Source organism: Vibrio sp. 2134-1, from assembly GCF_033339495.1.
Map to the genome: position 1 here is coordinate 202,914 of NZ_JAWOUS010000005.1, position 25,519 is coordinate 228,432.

Sequence of the window (25,519 nt, forward strand, 5' to 3'; positions counted from 1 at the left end):
AAGTGTGCTAGGAACGATTGGTATGCTTCGCTTTTGAAGATCATTAAGCTAATGATGGCAAGCAATGTGCCCAAAGATGAAGCAATAGAACTACCACTTGCTGCAACAAAATTAATGCTGTAGGACTGAGGTATTAAGCCGACCATAACTCTTTAAGCAGATAGGTAATTAGAAAAAGTTAAAATAAGCAGTGTCGAGCTTAAAGACATACTAACTATGGAGTGCTTCGATATGTTCTTTTTTCTAAGACTAAGTTATAAGTTGATTCTTCAGTATCAAGAGAGTATCCGTTACTTTTTGCAAAAACATCTGCTGCTAGTAGCGAGGGATAAAGAAGAAAAAAACTAGTTACCGATATAGTTAGGAATATCTTACTAGAGCTTTTAAACTCACTTTTAGTTAGGAAATTATTTGATTTTAATGTTTTTACGGACATTCTAGAGCATTCAAATAAGATCAAACTAGAGCCTATAATCAAAATATCAGCCTGATCAAAAGATGAATAACTTTCATTATTATAGATGTTAAGATAAAAGTCTGACAATCCATCAAAACCATATATTAACAGTGATATTGCTGATGCTAATAAAATTATTAAATAAAAAAACACTTGCGTTCGGTCGTAACTCCCTTTTTTCATCGTAACAAACCTCGCTGTATTTCTTGCGAGAAAATCATGCTTTGAGTTTTACGTTGAATCTCATTATATTCTTCTTTTGCTCTTCTCTTTGCTTCTATATCTCTTTGCTTTAAGTAAATATCTATAGAGGCTATTAACTTCTGTGTTAAACCTCGTTTATCATTTTCTCTATTCAATAAAAGACCTACAGCCGAGCTTATCAAAATAGCCCCTAATAATGGGCCAGCACTTAAAGTTACAACACTGCCACCCACTGCTGCGGCAAAGTTTACAAATATAGCTGCTGCAGCTGACGATAACCCGATAGTGATTATATCACTAGCTAAAGTACCAAATAGTTTGGCTAAGGTTTGACGGTCATTGAGGAAAAAGTCAATCACTCTGTATGTGGATATTAAGATAATTGTTATTATGCCCCCACTTCTAATGGATTGTAATGCCCCTTCTGGTCCAACAGCGAACTTTGCCACAGTTGGAGTGGGAAGAAATTTTCCTAATCCAGAAAGCTTTGAGTGCATAGCAGGGGAGCCTGTGAGTATGATATGTGGAGCTCCAGAATAATTTTTAACGATAACAGAGCTATTATTTCCGTACAAATAGTTTGATAAGTTGGTTATAAAAACTAAGTCCTGTCCTGTAGCATAATAGTTTGCTGTATTTTCAAACATTCCCTTTATCTTTTCCCAACGTTCTAATTTCGCTTTATCTTTTACATTGTTCTTGACAACGATATCGAAGCTCTCGATAGATAAGATAATGGTTTCTTGATTTCGATGTTGATGATTTGATTTATAAAGTGGGTAGGTGCTTATACTACCACTATTTTTTGAGGATTGATGTCGTGATAAAGGGTAGTTGCTAGTCATGTATTTTCCTCAGATATCGGGCCTTGAGAGCTGACAATGTAAACTCTACATGCTGAACAGAACTTTCATATTCGTCTAGTTTTATATTTAAAGGTAAGCGTTTGATCTCATTATCAGGAATAGATTTGTGACAGTGATTCAATTCTTTCTGACAACTAAATTTTATATAAAAGTTTGGAGTCAAGTTTAAGCATTAATTCTATGAAAATTAGGAATAGATTGGTGTCTTGACTTTCCATTGGTAGTTTTGTGAATAAGTGCTACCGTTTCTTCCTCTTTGATACCTCTTCAAAAAGGAAGTGTAGTGGAAATCACGGTTGAGATTTTGTTGGCCTTATTTTTGGTTGCGACTGCCGCAGGCTTTATTGATGCGATGGCTGGTGGGGGAGGGCTCATTACGCTCCCTGCGCTTTTGGCTGCGGGGTTGAGTCCGACTCAAGCTCTAGCAACCAATAAGTTACAAAGTTCGTTTGGCAGTTTCTCTGCTAGCTGGTATTTCGTGCGTAACGGTATTGTCAGCCTAAAGGAAATGCGTTTCGCGATACTCTGTACTTTTATTGGTGCAGCGATCGGTGCCGAGGCTGTGCAGTTTATTGATGCTAGCGTACTCACCAGTTTGATCCCTGTTCTTTTGATAGCCATTTCCCTCTATTTTTTACTCGCGCCAAGTACGAGAAAAATCGATGGAGAACCAAAGTTATCTGAAGCGATGTTTGCGCTATGCATTGGTGGCGGGATTGGCTTCTATGATGGCTTTTTTGGCCCTGGGACTGGATCTATTTTTACTGTTTGTTTTGTTGCACTAGGTCACTTTTCTTTGGTCGAAGCCACAGCTAGAACCAAAATCCTCAATTTCACGTCAAACATAGCGGCACTACTCTTTTTTATCTTAGCTGGGTTGCCAGTGTGGAAGCTTGGCTTAACTATGGCTGTTGGCGGTTTTCTTGGTGCTCAGTTAGGGGCGAAGGTCGTGGTAAGTAAAGGGCAAAAATGGATTCGTCCTCTTGTTATAGTAATGTCGATGCTTATGGCAACGAAACTTCTTTGGCAACAACATCAGCAATGGATTCTGTCAGTGCTTTAACTCGTTCGCTACGATATGTGCTGTGACGTAAGCAGATATGTATTGGTCGAACTAACTGATCTAGCTCTTCAAAGTCATAGCAGAACTTAGATGTGATATTAAGTGTCGTTAGGATAGATTTAGGGATTAAAGCAGGAGCCATACCTCCCAAAGCCAGTTGTGCTGCCGCAGTATACGAATCCATTTCCATCAAAGGTTCGATTCCGTGTTTGGATAAAATAGCTTGTTGATATGTGTTGGCAGGGTTAGTTAGGTCATTGGTCAAAATAGCTTTAGGTAGTTGTGAAAGTGAATGTCGGCTGACAATTGAGAAAGGTTCATCGGCGAGGTGAAGGCTCATTAATCCATGATGAGGTGGTAGATAGCCAGCGCAAAATCCCAATGTTGCTTTGCCTGATTTCACATTCTCAATAATGCGTGGCGTATGATTGGTCGATATTCGTATGTACTGATCATGGGCAAAGTGTTCTGCCATGATCATGCTGAGGTATCCAGCGACTAAGGTTTCAGAGCAGTCTATCTTGATCAAAGAAGTATCTTCTATTTGTTGTTGATCATAGATCTGACCTCTTAACTCATTGAACGTGGGTTCTATTGTGTTTATGAGGGCAAGGCCATCGGAGGTCAGCTTTATGTGCCGACCATTTGGCTCTATCAATTTTTTTCCTAACTTCTTCTCTAGATTTGAAATACGTTTACTCACGGCAGACTGACTAATATAGAGTTGACTGCCCGTGCGGCTCATGGTTTTTTCTTTACTGAGGACAAGTAACGTTTCAATACCTTCAAGCAACATAATGATTAATGAAAGTTAGGAATGGTTGAGATAATTTAGCGAATTGCCCAAGAATTGGCGAATCAAATGAGCATAAATGAGAGGAGCCGACACTTGGTCGACTCCATGATGAGTGATGTTGTTGGTGTTTAACGGTTAATGGCGAAAGTTGGCAGGGATAGATGCCAACGAATCGCACCGAGACGTATAATGAGCGTTGAGATTACACCAGCGAGCAAAGCCGTTGAGTGGTCATAACCCATGTTTACCGCCATCGTATGGAAGATGCCGCCAATAATACATGCCGTAGCATAGACTTCACTTCTTAATACCATAGGAACTTCGCGAGCCAGCACGTCTCGTATAATGCCACCGCCACAGCCAGTAATAACCCCCATTATCACCGCGACCATCCCAGAAGCATTGTAGGCGAGTGCCTTTTCTACTCCTATTCCTACAAATACAGCGAGACCGATGGCATCACAAACGGGTAATACCCACCATGAGAGTCGCTTGGGTCTTCGAATAACAAGCATGGTTAGTAGACACGTAACAAATATCACCCATAAGTAAGTCGTATCTGTTATCCAAAATACGGGAGTGGCACCAAGCGCCATGTCTCGGATTGTTCCGCCACCTATAGCAGTCACACTGCCGAGTACGATAACGCCGAATGGATCCATTTTTAAACGGCCAGCCAGTAATACGCCAGAGATAGCGAAAACAGCGGTACCGAACAAATCGATCATATAAAGCAGCATGGAGTCCATGTTACTTAGTACCTTTAAATAGTGTGAGAAAAAATGGGCGGAAATTGTACGGTATTTGCCACGAAATCGTTAGCGTTTTTGACGAACGCTTTTAAAGTGCTCACACACTTCCTTGATCGCGTTCAATGTGCGTGGTGTCGGACGGTTAATCCAATCAGAGTTTAGGGACCAGATGTGTTTGTTTTTAAGAGCAAGAAGCTCATTACTCCACTCAGTCCACATACCATCGTTACTCATTGCGTGACGAGAAGTAAAAATAACCTCTGGCTGGCGAGTAATGACTTGCTCGATGCTAACTTGAGGATAAGGCGCGCTGGATGCGGCGAAAATGTTCTCACCACCGCAAAAAGTAAAGACTTCACTTGGCCAGTTCTTTCCAGCGACAGTGATGATAGGCTTTTCACTCAACTGATAAAAGTAACGAACTTTCTCGTTCGTGTTGTACTGTTCTTTTAGTGTACTCAGCTGCGTTCTAAAATCTTCAGCGGCCTTTTTTCCTACTTGTGGAGTTTCGCTGTATTGGCTGAGTTGCTCGATATTATTGGCGATATCTTCTAATGAACCTGTAGTGGAGTAATAGATAGGAATACCGAACTGTTTAATTTTCTCCAACTCTTTAGCGGGGTTTCCGGCTGGCCAAGCAATCACTAAGTCCGGTTGAAGAGCAATAATGCGCTCTAATTTAATTCCTTGATAATTTGAGACTCTTTCTAGCTGCTTTGCCTGTTCTGGATAATCGCTCATTTCGCTGACAGCAACAAGCTGGTCTCCTAGCCCTGCTGCAAAGGCAATTTCGGTGGCATGTGGAGCTAAACTTATAATGCGTTGAGCGGGTTGAGCGAAGGTCGCTGTCGAAACAAACAGCGTTAATGCGAAGCATAATTTATTCATCATAATCCTTGATAAATTATTCCTAAAAGCAAACTTTGGATTGCGATCCAAGCCAGGACGCGCCAAACGAGCAGCGTATGTATTTGTGAAAGGTGAATAGCCGATGGCGCAATGCGCCCACCGATTTTTGCGCGCTCTGCACGCACACCTTGATAGATAGCAGGGCCGCATAAAGACAGTTGTAGTTTGTGTCCGATAGTACATAACACCCAGCTAGGTCCTGGTAAGGACCAAGATTTCGCTTGCTGTTGTATTCCAGAGAGCACATTACTTGTATTCTTTCCGGCAGCTAAAAGTATGGCAAAGAGACGAAGTGGAATAATATCCAGAGTAGCAACCAGTTGAATCACAGGTTTACCAAACGGCAAATATTGGCGTCGGCTAGGGGACCACACTCGCGCTAATTCTGTTGTGAGTCGATACATTAACGCACCAATGCCACCTGTTAGTGCGTACCAAAATAGCACACCGATCACGTTGCGGCTGTATCCCATAATCAGGGTTTCTGAGCCAGCTTTACCTATGCCAACGATCGAGAGGCTACCAGTATCGCGATTAAGGTATGGTCTCAGTAATGCTCGACACTGAGCTTTGTCTTCCGAAGACATACTAGTTACGAGCTGTTTCGTTAACGTTTCGCTGTTGCGCCAGTCTAGCGCAAGGATCAATAGAACCAGTTCATATAAAGGGATTTGCCAAACAAATGGCTTTACTGCAATCAGTAATATCAAACAAGGAAACAGCATCAAGCCTAGTGCAAGACTGCCTGAGATTACACTCTGTGAGTAATTGTGATTATTGTTCACTTTGTTGGCTAGCTGTTCTGCTAGCTTTCGCCATAAAGTGATGGGGTGCGCTGAATGGGGGATTGGCACTAGAAGGTGCAAGAGCAGTGCGCCCCACATTATAAGGAGCGCACCGTTGGCATAAAATGACTGAAAAACTTCTTCCATGAATGAGTCGTTTACTTAATGAGTTCCAGCATTTTGAATACCATTTCGGAAGAGCTTTTTGCTGCTAGAGGTAGAAACTCATCAAAGCTCATTGGTGATTCTTTATCAGCGACATCAGAGATTGCACGCACAACAACAAACGGTGTGTTGAATTGGTGACAAGTTTGAGCGATAGCAGATGCTTCCATTTCTACAGCGATAACAGACGGAAAGTGTTTACGAATAAACTCTTGACGCTCAGCAGTACAAACAAACGCATCGCCAGTACAAATTAGGCCGCGAACCGCATGAGTGTTTTCCATTTGTGCTAGGGCTTTTTCGGCTAAGTCCATTAGCTTGTCATCCGCTTTGAATGCAGCTGGTTGACCGGCCATTTGGCCAATCTCATAACCAAAAGCGGTTACGTCTGCATCGTGATGACGAACTTCTGTAGAGATAACTACATCGCCAAGGTTTAAGCTTGAATCGAAACCGCCAGCAGAGCCTGTGTTAATCACAACGTCTGGTTGGTATTCATCAAGAAGGATTGTCGTGCCCACTGCCGCTGCAACTTTACCGATGCCCGATTGTAGTACGACGACTTCAACATCGTTAATTTTACCAGAGAAAAACGTACAACCTGCTTTATTTACAGTTTTGCAGTTTGTAATTGCTTGCTTCAGGATGGTCACTTCTTGTTCCATCGCACCGATGATACCAACTTTCATAACACTCTCTTTAAGTAAATATTTTAGTTGGCCGAGAGTATAGCACTCCCCGTTGGCAGTTTTCTATTTGATGAGCTTCGCTTGAGTGAGCTTTTCTCGTAATTGATCGGCGCGCTTTCTGTTTACGCCAAAGTCAGAGTAGCCCACACGAGATTCCGAGCGCACAATCAGTTGGTCTCCTGCTATTTTTAGTTCGAGGTCATCCACGAAGCGCATGATTTTAGATGTGCACTCGATACGAAGGTAGTTGCTTTCTTTCACCGCGGTTTTCGCGCCTGGCAGTTCAAGCGCAACTTGCTCAATAGCGTCGATGTTCGCTGAATCAACTAAGATAAATGGCGTTAGGTTGTATTTTTCTCGCGTGTCTTGGGTGGAGACGCAGTTTGGTTTGTCACCACAAGGTGATTGAGAACGATCCGTCATGGTTGTGACTCCTTGGCTACAAGCGGTTAAGCCGAGCAAAGTAATGGAAAGGAGAGCGGCTTTTTTCATTATATTTACTCTTATAATTTTGTTTCTAATTATATGGATACAAAAGAAAAAGGATCCAATAACAGGACCCTTTTTGTGAGGTTAGCTGAGATTAAACTTCGAGGTAATCGAGAATGCCTTCTGCCGCTTTTCGTCCTTCATCAATTGCGGTTACGACAAGATCAGAACCTCGTACCGCATCGCCGCCCGCGAAGATCTTTTCATTGCTGGTCTGGAATTGGAACTCTTGCTTCGCAGGGGCTTTGATACGACCCCACTGATCCAAATCGACATCAAACGGTGCTAACCAGTCCATTTTGTGCGGCTGGAAACCAAACGCCATGATAACAACGTCTGCTGGTAGAACGTGCTCGCTGCCTTCAACGGGCTCTGGGCGTCGGCGACCCGCTTCATCAGGTTCACCAAGTGCGGTTTTCACCACTTTGACCCCCGAGACTTTGCCTGACGCATCCACTTCAACTCCCAAAGGCTGAAGGTTGAACATGAACTTCACGCCTTCTTCCTTTGCGTTTTTTACCTCGCGACGAGAGCCCGGCATGTTGGCCTCATCACGACGATAAGCACAAACTACGTTGGAGGCACCTTGGCGAATTGAGGTACGAACGCAGTCCATTGCTGTATCACCACCACCCAGTACGACGACTTTCTTTCCTGCCATATCGATAAAGGGTTGGTTACTCTCAAGATCCATGACTTTGTAGGTGTTCGAAACTAAAAATGGCAGCGCGTCATACACACCCGGCGCATCTTCATTATCTAGACCAGCACGCATGTATTTATAGGTGCCAACGCCCAAGAAAACAGCATCGTATTCATCAAGTAGCTCTTGCATTTGGACATCTTTGCCTACTTCCATGTTCATGCGGAACTCGACGCCCATTTCAGTGAACACACGGCGGCGGTTTTCCATCACGCCTTTTTCAAGCTTGAAGGAAGGAATACCGAAGGTCAGAAGGCCTCCAATTTCAGGGTAGCGGTCAAACACGACTGGCTTAACGCCATTGCGCACTAGGATATCAGCGGCAGCCAAGCCAGCTGGGCCTGCTCCAATGATTGCGACCTTTTTATCGGTCCACTCCACCTTGGACATATCTGGCTTCCAGCCCATTTCAAACGCTTTGTCGGTAATGTACTTTTCTATGTTACCGATGGTGACGGCACCAAAGTCATCATTAAGCGTGCATGAACCTTCACATAGGCGGTCTTGAGGACAAACGCGCCCACATACTTCCGGTAGGCTGTTGGTTTGATGCGATAGTTCAACCGCTTCAAGAATACGACCTTCATTGGCAAGTTTTAACCATTGAGGGATGTAGTTGTGGACTGGGCATTTCCATTCACAATATGGGTTGCCACAATCTAAGCAGCGATCCGCTTGTGCAGTCGCCTGTTGTTTAGTGAACGGTTCATAGATTTCAACGAACTCGATCTTACGAACTTTGATAGGCTTTTTCGCAGGATCTACACGCTGCACATCGATAAATTGATAAACGTTCTGGCTCATGATTCAAACATCCTCCATGATTACTGTGCTTGAACACGCAGCTCTGCGGCACTGCGGCTCTGGTGACCAAGTAGCGTGCGAAGATCTGCCGCTTGTGGTTTCACCAAATAGAACTTTGGAATCCATTCATCAAAGTTCGCCAAAATATTTTCAGCATGACTCGACCCTGTTTCTTCAAGGTGTTCCGCAATTAGGCCACGCAAATGTTCTTGGTGGATGTAAAGATCGGACAATGAGATGGCTTCGACAGACTCAGTATTAACTCGACCTTCAAAGCTTTGGTTCTCATCCAGAACATAGGCAAAGCCTCCAGTCATACCCGCGCCAAAGTTCACACCTGTCGCACCAAGAATGGCAACAATACCGCCAGTCATGTACTCACAAGCGTTATCGCCAGCACCTTCAATGACGGCTATCGTACCTGAGTTTCGTACGCCGAAACGCTCACCTGCTTTACCGGCTGCAAATAGTTTACCGCCGGTCGCGCCGTACAGACAGGTGTTACCAATGATGGTTGCTTCATTACACTTAAATGCAGTGCCAAGGTGAGGTTTGATAACCACTTTACCACCCGCCATGCCTTTGCCCACGTAGTCGTTCGCATCGCCCGTGAGGTAAAGCTCTACACCACCTGCGTTCCAAACACCAAAGGACTGACCTGCGGTGCCGTCAAGATAGATTTTGATAGGGGAGGCCGCCAATCCTTGGTTGCCATAGCGTTTTGCTATTTCGCCAGATAAGCGTGCACCAACAGAACGATCAGTGTTGATGACATTGTAGAAGAAACTTGCCGATTGACTGTTTTCGACCGCATGCATGGCATCATCAACGATCTTTTGGTTGAGCTCAGCTTTATCAAACGGTTTGTTTGGCTCTGTCCAAAATAGCGGATGACCCTCAGGTGATACTGGAGCTTCTAGAATATTGGATAGATCCAGCTTGGTCTGTTTCGCTGTAAATCCCTCTACTGCCTCGAGTAAATCGGTACGACCAATCAAGTCCGTCAGCTTTTCTACGCCAAGTTCGGCGAGTAATCCGCGCACTTCGTCTGCCAAGCCGATGAAGTAATTCATCACCATTTCTGGTAGACCTTTGAAGTATTCTTTACGCAGTGTCTCGTCTTGAGTCGCAACCCCAGTTGCACAGTTGTTGAGGTGACAAATTCGTAGGAACTTACAACCCATAGCGACCATTGGCGCAGTACCAAAACCGAAGCTTTCTGCACCTAAAATTGCGGCTTTAACTACGTCTAAACCAGTCTTTAGACCACCGTCTACCTGTAAGCGGATCTTATGACGCAGACCATTAGTAACCAGAGCTTGTTGTGTCTCTGCCAACCCCAACTCCCAAGGGCTACCAGCGTATTTTACCGAAGTTAATGGGCTTGCTGCGGTACCACCGTCGTAACCCGAAATGGTAATAAGATCAGCGTAAGCCTTGGCTACGCCCGTTGCGATGGTGCCGACACCTGGCTCGGAGACGAGTTTTACCGAAACCAGCGCATTTGGGTTGACTTGTTTAAGGTCGAAGATCAGCTGGGCCAAATCTTCAATCGAATAGATATCGTGGTGCGGAGGAGGGGAGATCAGAGTCACGCCTTGTACCGAATAACGCAGTTTTGCGATTTCTGCGGTGACTTTGTGTCCTGGTAGCTGTCCACCTTCACCCGGTTTCGCACCTTGTGCCACCTTGATTTGCAGTACATCCGCATTAGTCAGGTAATGAGGCGTTACACCAAATCGGCCAGAAGCAATCTGTTTGATACGTGAGTTACGCTCAGTACCGAAGCGGCGAGGATCTTCACCGCCTTCACCCGAGTTAGAGTAACCACCAAGACGGTTCATCGCCGTTGCAAGTGCTTCATGCGCTTCTGGGCTAAGTGCGCCAATGGACATTGCCGCTGAGTCAAAGCGTTTGAACAGTTCAGTGCGTGGTTCTATTTGCTCAAGTGGCAGCGGTGAGTCTGATTTTTTCAGCGACATTAAGTCACGCAGCATGGCAACAGGGCGTTGGTTTACCTGCTTAGCAAAGCTCTGATAGTCGTTACTTTCGCCAGATTTAACGGCCTGTTGCAGCGTGCCGACGACATCCGGGTTGTAAGCATGATATTCACCTCCATGGACGTACTTTAACAAGCCGCCATGATCAATCGATTTGCGTTTCGCCCATGCTTTACGAGATAAGTTTGTAAGATCTTGCTGGAAGTCGTCAAAATTCGCGCCTTCAATTCGAGTTGTGACGCCTTTAAAACACAGATCGACCACATCTTGGCTCAAGCCAACTGCTTCAAATAGTTGTGAGCAGCGGTAAGAGGCGATGGTTGAGATCCCCATTTTCGACATGATCTTGTACAGGCCTTTGTTGATGCCGTATTGGTAGTTTTGCATCACATCGCGGTAGTCTTTCTCTAGCGCTTTATCATCAATCAGTTTACCTAACGCTTCATAAGCAAGGTATGGGTAAACCGCAGTGGCACCAAAACCAAGCAAGACGGCAAATTGGTGTGGATCACGGGCTGTTGCGGTTTCGACAACAATGTTGGCATCGCAACGTAAGTTCGCGTCAATCAGACGAGTTTGAACGGCGCCGACTGCCATTGCTGCCGGAATTGGCAACTTACCTTTGACCAAGGCTCTGTCCGAAAGCACCACTAAAACCGTGCCTTCACGAACGACTTGCTCTGCTTGCTCACACAGATCATTAATGGCTTGTTTAAGATCTTTTTGTTGTGGGTCGTAGTTGATATCGAGAATGGTATTACGGTAATGATCGTCACTCAGCTCTAGTAGTTGCTGCATGTCTGAATAGAGCAGTACTGGAGAATCAAAGGTTACACGATGCGCGTGGCCATCGGTTTCACAGAAGACGTTCATCTCTTGGCCGATGCTGGTCGCCAGCGACATGACGTGTTTCTCACGCAGCGGATCGATTGGTGGGTTGGTGACCTGCGCGAACTTCTGACGGAAGTAATCAGTCACCAAGCGCTCTTTCGAAGAAAGAACCGCCATCGGGGTGTCATCACCCATCGAACCGACGGCTTCTTGCCCCATATCACCGAGGACACGCAATACTTGATCGACTTCTTCATTGCTCATGGCAAACTGCTTTTGATAAGTCTTAAGCAAGTCTTCATCAAAGCTGCGCTCACCTACTTGATCTTCAGGCAGCTGAGAGAACGGTGTTAGTTTGCGAACGTTGTTCTCCATCCATTCGCGATAAGGGTGACGAGATTTCAGGTCATTATCGATCTCGCTAGACTGCCAAAGCTTACCTTTACGAGTGTCGATGACGAGCAATTCCCCCGGACCTACACGACCTTTTTTGGCAACTTCATCTGGGGCGTAATTCCAAATCCCTACCTCAGATGCCAGAGTGATCAGCTTGTCTTTGGTAATTACATAACGCGCAGGACGTAGACCGTTTCGGTCTAGGTTACAAGCAGCATAACGACCATCGGACAGTACGATACCTGCTGGGCCATCCCATGGTTCCATGTGTTTGGAGTTGAAATCGTAAAACGCACGCAAATCCGGATCCATATCCGGGTGATTTTGCCATGCTGGCGGTACGAGCATACGCATGGCACGGAAGATATCCATGCCGCCAGCTAAGAAGAGATCTAGCATATTATCTAAGCTAGACGAGTCTGAGCCTATCTCGTTCACAAACGGTGCTGCAGTTTGTAGGTCAGGCAGCAGTGGTGACGAGAACTTATAAGCACGAGCGCGTGCCCATTGTCGGTTACCTTCAATGGTATTGATCTCACCATTATGAGCAAGGTAGCGGAACGGTTGAGCTAATGGCCAACGCGGTTGAGTGTTGGTAGAAAAACGCTGGTGGAACAGACAGATAGCAGATTCCATACGTAGATCGGCAAGATCAAGATAAAAGCGCGGTAAGTCCGCAGGCATGCATAGGCCTTTGTACACCAAAACTTGAGTCGACAAGCTACAGATGTAGAAATCCGGATCTTCGGTGATTTGTTTCTCGATGCGACGGCGTGCGATGTAGAGACGACGTTCAATGTCACGCTCGCGCCAACCTGCCGGTGCAGAGATAAAGACTTGCTGAATATTTGGAAGCGAGTTGGCCGCAATTGGACCGAGTACTTCTGAATTAGTTGGTACTTCACGCCAACCAGCCACAGTTAGCGTCTCTTGCGCCAGTTCTTTGTTGACGATGTCTTTAGCGAGTTGAGCTTTGACTGGATCTTGGTTGAAGAAAATCATCCCTACGGCGTATTGCTTGCCAAGGTTGAAACCATTTTCTTCGGCAATAAGACGTAAATAGGAATCGGGCTTTTGTAATAGAAGACCACAACCATCACCAGTTTTACCATCGGCGGCGATGCCACCACGGTGAGTCATGCGGTCAAGTGCAGAAATTGCTGTACGTACCAGCTTGTGGCTTTGTTCGCCTTCCATATGCGCGATCAAGCCAAATCCACAGTTGTCTTTCTCAAGACTTGGATCATAAAGAGCCATTGCAATTCTCCCTTTGCTTATCCGTCATCCCGACAGATATATCAACACTGCTTACGTTGATATCGATGACTAACTATGCGTCATCTTTATAGCTTTATGTATAATTATTCAGTAAAAGTTGTGAAATATTTAACATTTTTTGAGTGTTTTATTTTCATCAACTTCACAAGCTATAGCTTATTGTAAAAAAGGTCAAGTTATTAGTGGATCATCACGTGAATATGCGATTTACCATTTAATAAGCTAAAATAGTTTAATAATTTCAAATAGATAGAAAATTGATTGTTACAAAAAAGTAACATTTGATTCTGTGGGAGATAAAAAAGACCAGCATAAAATGCTGGTCAAAATAGAAAGATTGGAAGGAATTGTTTTCTTTCTTCACCGATAGCCATCGATATTGCTGATGGCTATTAGGCAATTGAAAGAGAGAAGCATGACTGCTTCGTTAAGCAGAAAGCATCAGTGAATCTGCTTTTGCTTCTAGGTTTGTGCCACCCATTAAGTAATCATCGATAGCACGGGCACATTCACGGCCTTCGTTGATACAACGAACCACCAAAGATTGGCCTGTTCGCATATCACCAGCAGCAAATACGCCTTCTTGGTTAGTAGCAAAATCTTGAGTTGCTACGTTACCGCGATCGTCTAGTGCGATATCCAGTTGAGCAAGTACGCCTGTTGGTTCAGGGTGTAGGAATCCCATCGCTAGAAATGCCATATCACATGGAATCACACGCTCGCTGCCTTCTACTTCTTTGAAGCTTGGACGCTCGCCAGGTTTTGCATCTTGCCAAACGATATCAGCTAGACGAAGACCGGTAACTTCACCTTTGTCATTGCCGATGAACTCTTTGGTTAAGATGTTCCAGTGACGATCAACACCTTCTTCATGAGACGTCGAAGTACGTAGGATCATCGGGTACTGTGGCCATGGCATATTAGCAGGGCGTTTCTCTGGTGGAATCGGCATGATTTCAACCTGAGTGATGCTTGCTGCGCCGTGACGGTTTGATGTACCTACACAGTCAGAACCCGTATCACCACCACCGATAACGACAACGTGTTTACCCGCGGCGTGAAGTTCTTCACCCTTAAGATCCATGTCGTTGGCACGGCGGTTATTTTGACCTAGGAATTCCATTGCGAAGTGAACGCCTTTTAGTTCACGACCCGGAACTGGCAAATCACGAGGAACGGTTGAACCACCCGTTAGTAGAACCACATCGAACTCTTGACGCAGCTGCTGAGCATTCACATCAACACCAACATGTTGGTTAACTTTGAATTCAATACCCGCTTCTGCCATTAGGTTGATCTTACGATCAATCACATCCATACCCAGTTTGAAATCTGGGATACCAAAACGTAGCAGACCGCCTACTTTCTCGTCTCGCTCGAATACTGTCACAGTATGACCAGCGCTGTTTAACTGCTCAGCAGCCGCAAGGCCAGTAGGGCCCGAACCGATGATCGCAACGGTTTTGCCAGTTCGAGAGCGTGGTGTTTTTGGTTTGGCGTACCCTTCACGATAAGCCGTTTCCACGATGGTTTTCTCGATATTACAGATAGTGATTGGATCTTGGTTGATACCAAGTACACAAGCACTTTCACACGGAGCAGGGCAAACACGACCAGTGAACTCTGGGAAGTTATTGGTTGAGCTTAGAATGTTCCATGCTTCTTCCCAGCTATCACGATAAACCGCGTCGTTAAACTCTGGGATGATGTTACCGATAGGGCAGCCGTTATGACAAAACGGCACACCACAATCCATACAACGAGAAGCTTGAGTATTGATTTTGTCACCAAACTCCTCGTTCAGGACGAACTCTTTGTTGTTCTTGATGCGTTCAGCTGGGTCGATCTTCTGTGGTAGTTCACGACCATGCTCTAAAAATCCAGTAGGCTTACCCATTATACGGCCTCCACTTGAGTTTCGTTTCCTTGAGACTGTGCTTCAGCTTTACGCTTTTGAAGAACCGCTTTGTAGTCACGCGGCATTACCTTAACCATAGAGGCTAGGCTTGCTTCAAAGTTGTCTAGGAAAGACTGAGCGACTTCACTTCCTGTGAATTGAACATGCTTAGTTAGCATGTCGAGTAATAGATCTCTGTCTTCTTGCTCGATTGGATCTAGGTCTACTAGCTCTGGGTTCAGTTTTGACTCAAAGTCACCTGATCTATCCCATACGTAAGCCACGCCGCCACTCATACCAGCGGCAAAGTTACGACCTGTTGAACCAAGGATGATGGCTGCACCGCCAGTCATGTATTCACAACCGTGGTCACCGACGCCTTCTACTACTACTTTCGCGCCTGAGTTACGAACACAGAAACGTTCACCAGCCATACCGCGAATGAAAGACTCACCCGAGGTTGCACCGTAGAAACACACGTTACCAACCACGATGTTGTCTTCCGCGACAATGCTTGATTTTGCATCTGGGTAAAGTACTAAGGTACCGCCAGATAAGCCTTTACCCCAGTAGTCGTTCGCGTCGCCTTCTACTTCGAACTTCACGCCCTTAGTTAGGAATGCGCCGAATGACTGACCCGCAGAACCTTTGAACTTCACGTTCATTGGCTGAGGTAGACCGGCATCTTTGTACACTTTCGAGATTTCGTTCGACAACATGGTACCTGCAGAGCGGTCCGTGTTAACGATAGGGAACTCGGCATTCACCGCTTCGCCTTTCTCGAGTGCAGGAATCGCTGCTTGAATCAGCTTACGGTCTAGCACTTCTTCCAGGTTGTGATTCTGCTGAGCTTGGTTGAATACACCATCAGCTTCACGTGGTTGCTCAACGTGGAGAACAGGAGACAGATCTAGGTTCTTATATTTCCAGTGAGAAATGTCTTGGCGAATCTTCAGCTTCTGACCTTGACCGACCATTTCATCGATAGTGCGGAAGCCAAGTTCAGCCATGATTTCACGTAGACCTTGTGCCATGTATTGGAAGAAGGTTACGACGTCTTCTACGCGGCCATCAAAGCGCTCGCGAAGTGTCTTGTTTTGGGTCGCGATACCAACAGGACAAGTGTTCTTGTGACACTTACGCATCATGATACAACCTTCAACCACTAATGCTGCGGTTGCTACGCCCCATTCTTCTGCACCAAGTAGTGTTGCCACTGCAAGGTCGCGAGGTGTCTTCATCTGACCATCCGCTTGAACCACGATACGGTTACGTAGACCGTTCTTCAGTAGCGTTTGGTGCGTTTCTGCCAAGCCAAGTTCCCAAGGAAGACCGGTATGGCGGATTGAAGACATTGGTGATGCACCTGTACCGCCGTCGAAACCTGCGATTAGTACAACGTCCGCTTTCGCTTTCGCTACACCAGAAGCGATCGTACCTACGCCTGCTTCTGATACCAGCTTCACGTTTACACGGCCTGCGCGGTTCGCGTTCTTCAAGTCGTAGATAAGCTGAGCCAAATCTTCGATTGAGTAGATATCGTGGTGTGGTGGTGGAGAGATAAGGCCAACGCCCGGAGTCGAGTGACGCGTTGCACCGATCCAGTCATCTACTTTATCGCCTGGTAGCTGACCACCTTCACCTGGCTTCGCACCTTGAGCCATTTTGATTTGCAGCTCTTCAGCGTTAGTTAGGTAGTAAGAGGTTACACCGAAACGACCTGAAGCCACCTGCTTGATTGCAGAGCGTTCCCAATCGCCGTTCTCTTTGCGCTCGAAACGCATTGGGTCTTCACCACCTTCACCAGAGTTCGATTTCGCGCCAAGACGGTTCATCGCAACAGCTAGTGTGGAGTGTGCTTCGTAAGAAATAGAACCGAATGACATAGCGCCCGTCGCGAAGCGTTTCACGATGCTTTCAATTGGTTCGACTTCGTCGATAGAGATAGAACCTGCTGGGTTCTTAATGAATTCTAGCTGGCTACGCAGAGTTACTGCGTTGTCACCTTGTTTATCTACGGCTGTCGCGTACTGCTTGAACTGATCGTAGTTCTTGTTGCGCGTAGACTCTTGCAGTAGAGAAATGGTTTCTGGGTTGAATAGGTGCTTTTCACCACGCTGTTTCCATTGGTAAACACCACCAACATCCAGCATTTGAATTGGGATTTCGCGTTGTGGGTAACCGATGCGGTGACGGATCAGCACTTCTTTGGCGATATCATCAAGGGTTAGACCTTGGATACGAGAAACTGTACCTGTGAAGTATTTGTCTACCACGGATTTGTGGATGCCCAAGGCTTCGAAGATTTGCGCACCATGGTACGACTGTAGCGTTGAGATACCCATCTTCGAGAAGATCTTCAGAAGACCGCCATTGATCGCTTTACGGTAGTTGTTGAACAGATCACGAGGGTTCGCTTCTGGATCCAACTTCTTCGTACGTTGAAGTTCAATGATGGTTTCAATCACTAGGTAAGGGTTAACCGCATTCGCACCGTAACCAAGTAGCGTTGCAAAGTGGTGCGTTTCACGCGCGTCACCAGTTTCAACCACGATGTCACACTTCGCACGTAGACCTTTACGGATCAAGTGGTGGTGCACTGCGCCAACTGCCAGCATTGCTGGGATCGCAGCGTGGTTTGAATTCACTGCGCGGTCAGTGAGTAGGATGATTGAGTAACCATCGATAACCGCGTCTTCTGCGTATTGGCAGATACGTTTTAATGCACGCTCAAGTTTGCCTTGATCTTCACTAGCTTGGAATACGATATCCAACGTTTTCGCTTGTAGGTGCTCGTTATCGATCGCACGCAGTTTTTCAAGCTCAGAGTTGGCTAGAACAGGCGATTCCAATTCTACTTTCTGACAGTGAAGTGGTGTTTCAGTCAGAAGGTTTTGGTCTTTACCCAAGTAAGTGTTCAGCGACATAACCATGCGCTCACGGATCGGGTCGATCGGTGGGTTGGTTACCTGTGCGAACAGCTGCTTGAAGTAGTTAGAGAGATGTTGAGACTGATGAGATAGAACCGCAAGAGGCCAGTCGGCACCCATTGCTGATAATGGTTCTTTCGCGTCATTCGCCATTGGAACGATGATTTCGTTCACTTCTTCAGTGCTTACGCCAAACGCTTGTTGGCGGTGTAGAAGGTGTTCTGGCTTAGGTTGGCTGAACTGGTTGCTCGCATCTGGCAGCTTCTTCAAGCTCAGTAGGTTTTCTTCTACCCACTTCTCGTAAGGCTGCGCTGTTGCAATGGTGTCTTTCACTTCTTCATCGGAGATGATGCGACCTTGCTCTAGGTCTGCAACGAAGATACGACCTGGTTGTAGGCGACCACGGAACTCAACGTTTTCTGGTTCTATATCCACAACACCAGATTCAGATGCCATCACTAGGAAGTTATCTTTGGTCACTGTGTAGCGAGAAGGGCGCAAACCGTTACGGTCTAGTGTCGCACCAACTTGAACACCATCAGTAAAACATACGGAAGCCGGGCCATCCCATGGTTCCATGATGTTCGCATGGTACTGATAGAACGCGCGACGCTTAGGATCCATGTTTTTGTTTTCTTGCCATGCTTCCGGAATCATCATCATCAATGCGTGTGGCAGGCTGCGACCAGACAGAACTAGGAGCTCAAGTGCCATATCGAAGTTAGATGAATCCGAGCTGCCTTCCTGACAGATTGGAAGAAGCATGTCGATTTCAGCCTGAGTAAACAGGTCTGATTCTAGGATTGCTTCACGGGCTTTCATCCAGTTCAAGTTACCGCGAACTGTATTGATTTCACCGTTGTGGGCAATGTAACGGAAAGGCTGTGCAAGACGCCATTTCGGGAAGGTATTGGTAGAGAAACGAGAGTGTACCAGTGCCAGTGCAGTCACCATGGTCGGGTTTTGTAGATCAAGGAAGTACTGAGGTACTTGCTCGGTCGTTAACTGACCTTTGTACACCAATGTCTTGTAAGACATGGAGTTAATGTAGAAGTCGTCACCAATGTTCGAAACGCTTTCTAGGCAAACACGTACAGTATAGTTACGAAGTACGTACAGTTTGCGTTCTAGTTCTTCAGGTGTGATGCCAGGGCCACCAGAGATAAACACATGCTCAAACTGAGGCTCTGTGCTTAGTGGGTCTGCACCGATCATTGAGTTATCGGTTGGTAAAACGCGGTAGCCGATAACTTCAAGATCTAGACGCTGTGCATTACGTTCTAGAATGTCACGGCATTGCTCGCGTTTGTATTCGTCTTTCGGGAAAAGAACGACACCAACACCATACTTTTCAAACGAAGGCAGTTTAATGCCTAGCTTAACGGCTTCTTCTAATAGGAATTCATGAGGTTTTTGTAGCAAGATACCCGCACCGTCACCGCTGCATGGGTCACAACCTTGACCACCACGGTGTTCCATGCGAGCCAGCATATCCAATGCTTGAGTCACTACTTCATGAGATTTACGGTTTTTAAGGTGAGCAACAAAACCGATACCGCAAGCGTCATGCTCCAGTTCCGGAGTGTACAGACCCTGTGGATTTTGCTCTCTATCTACCATAGATACATCCTTCCAGTTCAATGTCGACGCAAAAGTACCGGGCAGCAAATACTACCTAGACTATTGATTACGTCTTGTCCTTTATATTTATTATCGCCACCGATCTAGGTTGACCGGTCTTGATTCCTTTCCGTATCTCGCAGGAAAAGTTTTGCGAGAAAAACAATCCTTGGTGGTATCCCTTTATTTATTATCACTATCTAGTGATTTATATAGGTAGGAGTGGGATAACACCGACAAATCCCGCAGTGTGCTTTGTAATAAAAGTCACAAAAATAACGGGGTTGTGTAAGTATCCTACAATTTTGTCACTTCAGAATGCAATGAAAAAGTCGGCGTTGTGACCCAATTTTTTCGTTTAATTATGCATTTTTAGTTTAACATTTACGCAACATGAACGATTTTTGCCTTTAATTATGCAAGTTTATTGATTTTGACCCGCATGATGGGTGTTTGAATTGATTAATATTGTGTGTTTTTTCTTGCAGGGATGTAATTTATTTACACAGATCGTAGTGAGATTGATTACGATTTATTGTTGGTGAGAATTTATGCAGTTACATGAGTTGGTCAATACAATCGGCCAAGATCTTCAGCGTCGATACGGTGAAAAGGTTCATAAGTTAACATTGCACGGTGGATTTAGTTGCCCTAACCGCGATGGCACGATTGGGCGGGGAGGATGTACATTTTGCAATGTGGCTTCGTTTGCAGATGAAGAAGTCCAGATAAAAAGCATTCACGAACAGTTAAAAGATCGCGCAGGTGAAATTCACAGAGCGAAGAAGTATCTCGCTTATTTTCAGGCCTACACCAGTACCTATGCAGAAGTACAAGTTCTCAAAAACATGTATGAGGAAGCACTAAAGGCTGCAGACATGGTTGGTCTTTGTGTGGGGACGCGTCCTGATTGCGTCCCTGATGCGGTATTGGATTTACTGTCGGGCTATGTACAGCAAGGTTATGAGATTTGGCTAGAGCTAGGTCTTCAAACTGCCAACAATGACACCCTCAAGCGTATCAACCGTGGTCATGATTTTGAGTGTTATGCCGAAATCACTAAGCGTGCGCGAACACTCGGAATCAAGGTTTGTACTCACTTAATTGTGGGTTTACCCAAAGAAACCCGCGCCGAAAATATTGAAACGCTGCAAAAAGTGTTGGCCGTGGGAACGGATGGCATCAAGTTACATGGCTTGCATATTGTCGAAGGTAGCACCATGGCGAAAGCTTGGCGTGCTGGAAAGCTAGAAGCCCCTGAATTAGAAGAATATGTTGCGATCGCCAGTGAAATGATTCGTATGACACCACCAGATGTGATTTATCATCGCGTTTCATCAGCAGCCAGGAGGCCCACGTTATTATCGCCTCTGTGGTGTGAAAACCGTTGGCTAGCGATGACGGAAATTGGTCGAGATCTCAGTGCTCATGGTGCTCAAGGGAGTCTTACGGGGAATACCTTTATCTATACTAAACCGGAATTAATAGCAGATCGCTCAATAAATAACTGATATATTTTAACCAGTGTTCTTTGAAGGTTTAAACGATGGATCAGTTACTCAATTGGCTTTGGGGTGGTCAAGGCGGTTATGGCTATGTCGTCTTGTTGTTAATCGCAGGCGTGTGCGCGTTAGCACTGATCTATTTGCACTTTCAGACATCACTTAAGCAACTAGTAACGGATTCTCCCTATCCAGTCATAGTGGTGGACACTAGCCATGCTCAGCTCTTGCTATCTAACCAGGCTGCGATGCAGTTGTTAGGCATTCGCTCTTTGGGAACGGGGTATTTGTATCCTGCTTTATTCGATATTCATGAGCTTGAGCAGTTTCTCGATCGCTTCTCTAGTCGTCATTTTCGTCAGCAGGCTTTTGACTGGCGACTATCTGATAGTGAATCTATTAAAGTGGAGCTGTCAGGCAGAAAGAGTTTATTGCGCAATCATCGAGTTTGGATTCTTTATGCTCAGCCATATCAAGCCACTCACCAAGAGCAGCAACAAGAACTTGCCCAATTAATCATCGCACGTTCGGCATTAGACTCACTTTCAGAGCTGATTTGTACCCAAGACCGCCAAGGCAATCTATTAACGACCAATCGAGCATTTGATCAATTCTGGCAAGGGCGAAGGGAAGAAGCTTGCGCATCCAAGGCCTTGGGTGAGATGACCAGAAAAAGCGAACGTAAATGGACAACGGATCCACAAGGTCGAAGTTGCTTATTGGAAGTCAATCAAAACTCTCTTGTTTCGCCGAGTGGTGAGCTTATCGGTACGCTGTCTATTAGTCATGACGTGACTGAATGGCACAAGATGCAACAGAATCTGCGAGATGAAATGGAGCGTCGCAAAGATACAGAGGTGGCGCTAGCGCAAAGAGATACTATCTTACAAACGATTCTGGATGCCAGTCCGGACTCTATTGGTATTTTCAATGAGAACATGGTCTATCAAGCGTGTAATCAGCCTTTTGTTAAGGCGTTAGGCATTTCAAAAATTTCTGATTTGATAGGTAAGCGCCTCCAAGACGTGATTCCTAAAGAGATGTACGCGCGCTTAGCAGACAGTGACTTAGAAGCATTACGCCAGTTAGAGCCAGTTCGATACATAGATAAAGTCGTGAGTAGTGATGGTAAAAGTACGTGGTTTGATGTGGTGAAATCGCCTTTTAAAGATAAAGCATCAGGAACGAATGGTGTGCTGATCATGGCGCGTGATATTTCTGAGCGTTATCTTGCAGAACAAAAGTTGGAAAAAGCCAACCTAGAGTTAGAAAAATTGAGCTTTATGGATAGCTTAACTCAAGTATCGAACCGACGCCGTTTCGACGAACAACTGCAGGTATTGTGGTACCACCATGCTAGAGAAAAGCTGCCGCTCACCATCATGTTATGTGACATCGACTTTTTCAAAGATTACAACGACTGCTACGGTCACCAACAAGGTGATGAAGCGTTAGTCAGTGTCGCTACCGTGTTTACACAAGTCATCAATCGTTCTTCGGATTGTGTTGCGCGTTATGGTGGCGAGGAGTTTGGTTTTATCTTGCCGAATACCACCACGGAAGGTGCGCGCAACGTAGCACAGCGTATTCATGAGAAAATTCTACAGCTTGATATGGAACACGACAGTTCAGAAGCATCTGAACGCCTTACCGTCAGTATCGGTCTGGTCTCTTACATTCCTCAGCATGGTGATGAACCCGAAATGGGCATCGCTATGGCTGACAGTGCGTTATACCAAGCTAAAGCTGATGGACGTAATCGCACCTGTATTCACCCCAGTTCTTGCTAACGCTTTGTGACCGCTTGCTCTAAGTTGATAGCTGATTGTTTAAATCACCGTATTAAACACGTTAAACTTACAGAAGCCTGTGCGCTCGTTGGTTTATCTTTCTATCTCGTGTCACAAGCGCAGATCGCACCGTGTGTTTTTCACTAATCAAACAGACCTAAATTGCGTTAGGTCGAGTGCATTTACCTGTTTTTCATCATCGAATGGCGCTATCTAGCCACCACCATGGAGTAGTTAATGAAACCCATGAAAAACCTCGCCCAGTATTATGTCGACTTGCTAGTCAAACTGGGGATTGTTCGCTTCTCTATTTTGCTAGCCCTTGCGCTGGTGGCATTAGCTGTTGTGGTGCAGGTAGGGATTACTTTAGCTCTCAAAGGGCGAGTAGATGATATCGACATTGTCCGTTCGGTGTTTTTTGGTCTATTGATCACCCCTTGGGCGGTTTACTTCCTCTCTGTGGTTGTCGATCAACTAGAAGAGTCTCGCCAGCGTTTAACTAAGCTGGTGTCCAAACTGAAGGACATGCGTTCGCGAGATCAAGAGCTGAATTACCAACTTCAACAAAACATTGAAAAGCTTAACCAAGAAATTGAAGAGCGTATTAAAGCGGAAGAAGCACGTGAAGAGGCGATGCAAGACCTCGAAAATGAGGTGTTCCAACGCGAACGTACTCAATTAGAGTTGGCAGAACGTACCGCATTACTGCGTTCATTTATTGATGCCTCACCAGACTTAATTTACTACCGCAATGCGGATGGTGTTTTCTCTGGCTGTAACCGCGCGATGGAAGAGCTAACGGGCAAGAAAGAGCACCAGTTAGTCGGATTAAGCCCTTGGGATGTGTATAGCAAAGAAATCGCCGAGCATATCGTTGATACTGACCAAAAGGTTTTTGCCGATAATCAAGCAATTACTTACGAGCAATGGCTCGAATACCCAGATGGTCGCAAGCATTACTTTGAGCTGCGTAAAGTGCCATTTTACAGCAAAGATGGCCGCCACCTTGGTCTCGTTGGGTTCGGTCGTGATATCACTGAACGTAAGCGCCATGAAGAGTCGTTAGAGAAAGCAAGCCGCGACAAAACTACCTTCATCTCAACCATCAGTCATGAGCTGCGAACGCCGCTGAATGGCATTGTAGGCTTAAGTCGTATGCTTCTAGATAGTCCGTTGACAGAAGAGCAGCGTAAACACATGCAGACCATCAATGTGAGTGCGATTACTCTAGGTAACATCTTCAACGATATTATCGATATGGATAAATTTGATCGCCGTAAGTTAGAACTATTACCTGCGCCACTTAACTTCGAAGACTTCGTCGCAGAGATTGAGAGTATCTCTGCTCTGATGGCGGAACAAAAAGGGTTACGCTTTGACTTAGAACGTTTAAGCGACTTGCCAAAAGCAATTGAAGTGGATGCAACCCGTCTACGTCAGGTGATTTGGAACTTGGTCAGCAACGCAATGAAGTTCACCAAAGAAGGTGGCGTTGTGATGACAGTGAGCGCGGATGTCGAAGACGATTTTGCGACCATTATTATGGAAGTGGAAGACACTGGTATTGGTATCCCAGACGAAGAGCTAGATAAGATCTTTGCGATGTACTACCAAGTGAAATCAGGCAAGGACAACCTGCATGCGGTCGGTACAGGTATTGGTTTGGCGGTATCTAAGCAACTGATCAATATGATGGATGGTGACATTACGGTTACCAGTGAGGAAGGATTTGGTAGCACTTTTACTGTATCGATCCACGTTCCGATTGTTGAACTAGCTGAGCCAGTCATTGATGCGAAACGCGACAATGTGCGCCTCAACATATTTATGGTCGAAGACATCGAGCTTAACGTAACTGTGGCTAAATCGTTACTTGAGAGCCTAGGGCACTCTGTCACCGTGGTAATGACGGGCCAAGAAGCGTTAGTGAACTTTGTGCCAGAAAAATACGACTTAGCGTTGTTGGATATCCAACTGCCTGATATGACGGGCTTTGATGTCGCCAATTATTACCGCAAGCATTATAACAATCTTCCTCCATTGGTCGCCTTAACTGCTAATGTAATGAAAGATCGTCGTGAATACTTAGATAACGGCATGGATGATGCGATCAGTAAGCCGCTGGCAGTGAATGCTATTCAGTCAGTGATTGATAAATTCTTCGCTCACCAGTTAGAACAACCTAAGGAAGTGGTGAGCGGTCCCGAAACAGTGGAAGAGCCAGTGCCTTCTCCTGTGATTGAGACACATTTGCTCGATATGGATATGTTAGAGTCTTACGTCGACATTGTTGGTGCAAAACCTGTCTACGACAGCATAAAAATGTTTGAAGATATGATGCCAGACTATATCGATGTCTTAGATTCGAACATGACAGCGAAAGATCAAGATGGGATTGTTTCTGAAGCGCATAAAATCAAAGGTGCTGCAGGTTCAATTGGCCTGAAACGTATCCAAAGTGTGGCGCAAAAAGCGCAATCGCCCGATATGCCTGCATGGTGGGAAAACATTTCAGACTGGGTTGAAGAGATCAAAAATGAATACCAAAACGATATTCAAGTCCTCAAAAGTTGGTTGGAACAAAGGAAATAAC

The 25,519-nt window shown here is 45.5% G+C and carries 16 protein-coding genes; 4 read left to right on the forward strand and 12 right to left on the reverse strand.

Annotated elements, in window-relative coordinates; translation table 11 throughout:
* Positions 1–214: 214 nt before the first annotated feature.
* On the reverse strand, positions 215–640 hold the full coding sequence (locus R7R78_RS08815; protein ID WP_017633621.1) for a hypothetical protein: 426 nt from the start codon (positions 638–640) through the stop codon (positions 215–217).
* Positions 637–1,506 carry a hypothetical protein gene (locus R7R78_RS08820; protein ID WP_017633622.1) on the reverse strand — a complete coding sequence of 290 codons (870 nt, stop codon included), beginning with the start codon at positions 1,504–1,506 and terminating at the stop codon, positions 637–639. Before R7R78_RS08820 ends, R7R78_RS08815 begins: the two co-directional genes overlap by 4 nt.
* Before the next feature lie 304 nt (positions 1,507–1,810).
* Here R7R78_RS08820 and R7R78_RS08825 point away from each other — a divergent pair, with 304 nt between their 5' ends.
* Complete coding sequence (locus tag R7R78_RS08825; RefSeq protein WP_017821480.1) at positions 1,811–2,590, forward strand: TSUP family transporter; 780 nt, start codon at positions 1,811–1,813, stop codon at positions 2,588–2,590.
* On the opposite strand, the gene R7R78_RS08830 is transcribed toward R7R78_RS08825, so the two are convergent.
* The 10 genes from R7R78_RS08830 to gltB (R7R78_RS08875) form a co-directional block, all read right to left on the reverse strand.
* Complete coding sequence (locus tag R7R78_RS08830) at positions 2,532–3,386, reverse strand: LysR family transcriptional regulator (protein ID WP_017821479.1); 855 nt, start codon at positions 3,384–3,386, stop codon at positions 2,532–2,534. The genes R7R78_RS08825 and R7R78_RS08830 overlap by 59 nt on opposite strands.
* A 128-nt stretch (positions 3,387–3,514) precedes the next feature.
* A complete protein-coding gene (locus tag R7R78_RS08835) occupies positions 3,515–4,135 on the reverse strand; it encodes a TRIC cation channel family protein (RefSeq protein ID WP_005387377.1) in 621 nt (206 codons plus the stop codon).
* A gap of 69 nt (positions 4,136–4,204) precedes the next feature.
* Entirely contained in the window at positions 4,205–5,026 is an 822-nt protein-coding gene (gene btuF / locus R7R78_RS08840) for a vitamin B12 ABC transporter substrate-binding protein BtuF (protein ID WP_171342773.1), read from the reverse strand.
* On the reverse strand, positions 5,026–5,979 hold the full coding sequence (locus tag R7R78_RS08845; RefSeq protein ID WP_213966856.1) for a cobalamin biosynthesis family protein: 954 nt from the start codon (positions 5,977–5,979) through the stop codon (positions 5,026–5,028). The genes btuF and R7R78_RS08845 overlap by 1 nt, the downstream gene beginning before the upstream one ends.
* An 11-nt stretch (positions 5,980–5,990) precedes the next feature.
* On the reverse strand, positions 5,991–6,686 hold the full coding sequence (gene mtnN / locus R7R78_RS08850) for a 5'-methylthioadenosine/S-adenosylhomocysteine nucleosidase (RefSeq protein ID WP_225473424.1): 696 nt from the start codon (positions 6,684–6,686) through the stop codon (positions 5,991–5,993).
* A gap of 63 nt (positions 6,687–6,749) precedes the next feature.
* Positions 6,750–7,178 carry a DUF1499 domain-containing protein gene (locus tag R7R78_RS08855; protein ID WP_025768418.1) on the reverse strand — a complete coding sequence of 143 codons (429 nt, stop codon included), beginning with the start codon at positions 7,176–7,178 and terminating at the stop codon, positions 6,750–6,752.
* 91 nt (positions 7,179–7,269) lie between these two features.
* The gene (locus R7R78_RS08860) at positions 7,270–8,682 is read right to left on the reverse strand and encodes an FAD-dependent oxidoreductase (RefSeq protein ID WP_005381833.1); all 1,413 of its coding nucleotides are present in this window, start codon (positions 8,680–8,682) and stop codon (positions 7,270–7,272) included.
* Positions 8,683–8,702: 20 nt separating this feature from the next.
* Positions 8,703–13,166 (reverse strand): glutamate synthase large subunit, encoded by a 4,464-nt coding sequence (gene gltB, locus R7R78_RS08865; protein WP_225473426.1) that lies wholly within the window; start codon positions 13,164–13,166, stop codon positions 8,703–8,705.
* A 448-nt stretch (positions 13,167–13,614) separates the two neighbouring features.
* Positions 13,615–15,084: a glutamate synthase subunit beta gene (locus tag R7R78_RS08870; protein WP_225473427.1), complete on the reverse strand. Its 1,470-nt coding sequence runs from the start codon at positions 15,082–15,084 to the stop codon at positions 13,615–13,617.
* A complete protein-coding gene (gene gltB / locus R7R78_RS08875; protein ID WP_225473429.1) occupies positions 15,084–19,634 on the reverse strand; it encodes a glutamate synthase large subunit in 4,551 nt (1,516 codons plus the stop codon). Before gltB (R7R78_RS08875) ends, R7R78_RS08870 begins: the two co-directional genes overlap by 1 nt.
* 551 nt (positions 19,635–20,185) lie before the next feature.
* Between gltB (R7R78_RS08875) and R7R78_RS08880 the strand changes: the two genes are divergently transcribed.
* The 3 genes from R7R78_RS08880 (at position 20,186) to arcB (ending at position 25,518) form a co-directional block, all read left to right on the forward strand.
* The gene (locus tag R7R78_RS08880; protein ID WP_017633631.1) at positions 20,186–21,145 is read left to right on the forward strand and encodes a TIGR01212 family radical SAM protein; all 960 of its coding nucleotides are present in this window, start codon (positions 20,186–20,188) and stop codon (positions 21,143–21,145) included.
* A gap of 35 nt (positions 21,146–21,180) precedes the next feature.
* Complete coding sequence (locus R7R78_RS08885; protein WP_005381828.1) at positions 21,181–22,926, forward strand: GGDEF domain-containing protein; 1,746 nt, start codon at positions 21,181–21,183, stop codon at positions 22,924–22,926.
* Between the two features lie 237 nt (positions 22,927–23,163).
* The gene (arcB, locus tag R7R78_RS08890; RefSeq protein WP_213886494.1) at positions 23,164–25,518 is read left to right on the forward strand and encodes an aerobic respiration two-component sensor histidine kinase ArcB; all 2,355 of its coding nucleotides are present in this window, start codon (positions 23,164–23,166) and stop codon (positions 25,516–25,518) included.
* Position 25,519 lies beyond the last annotated feature (1 nt).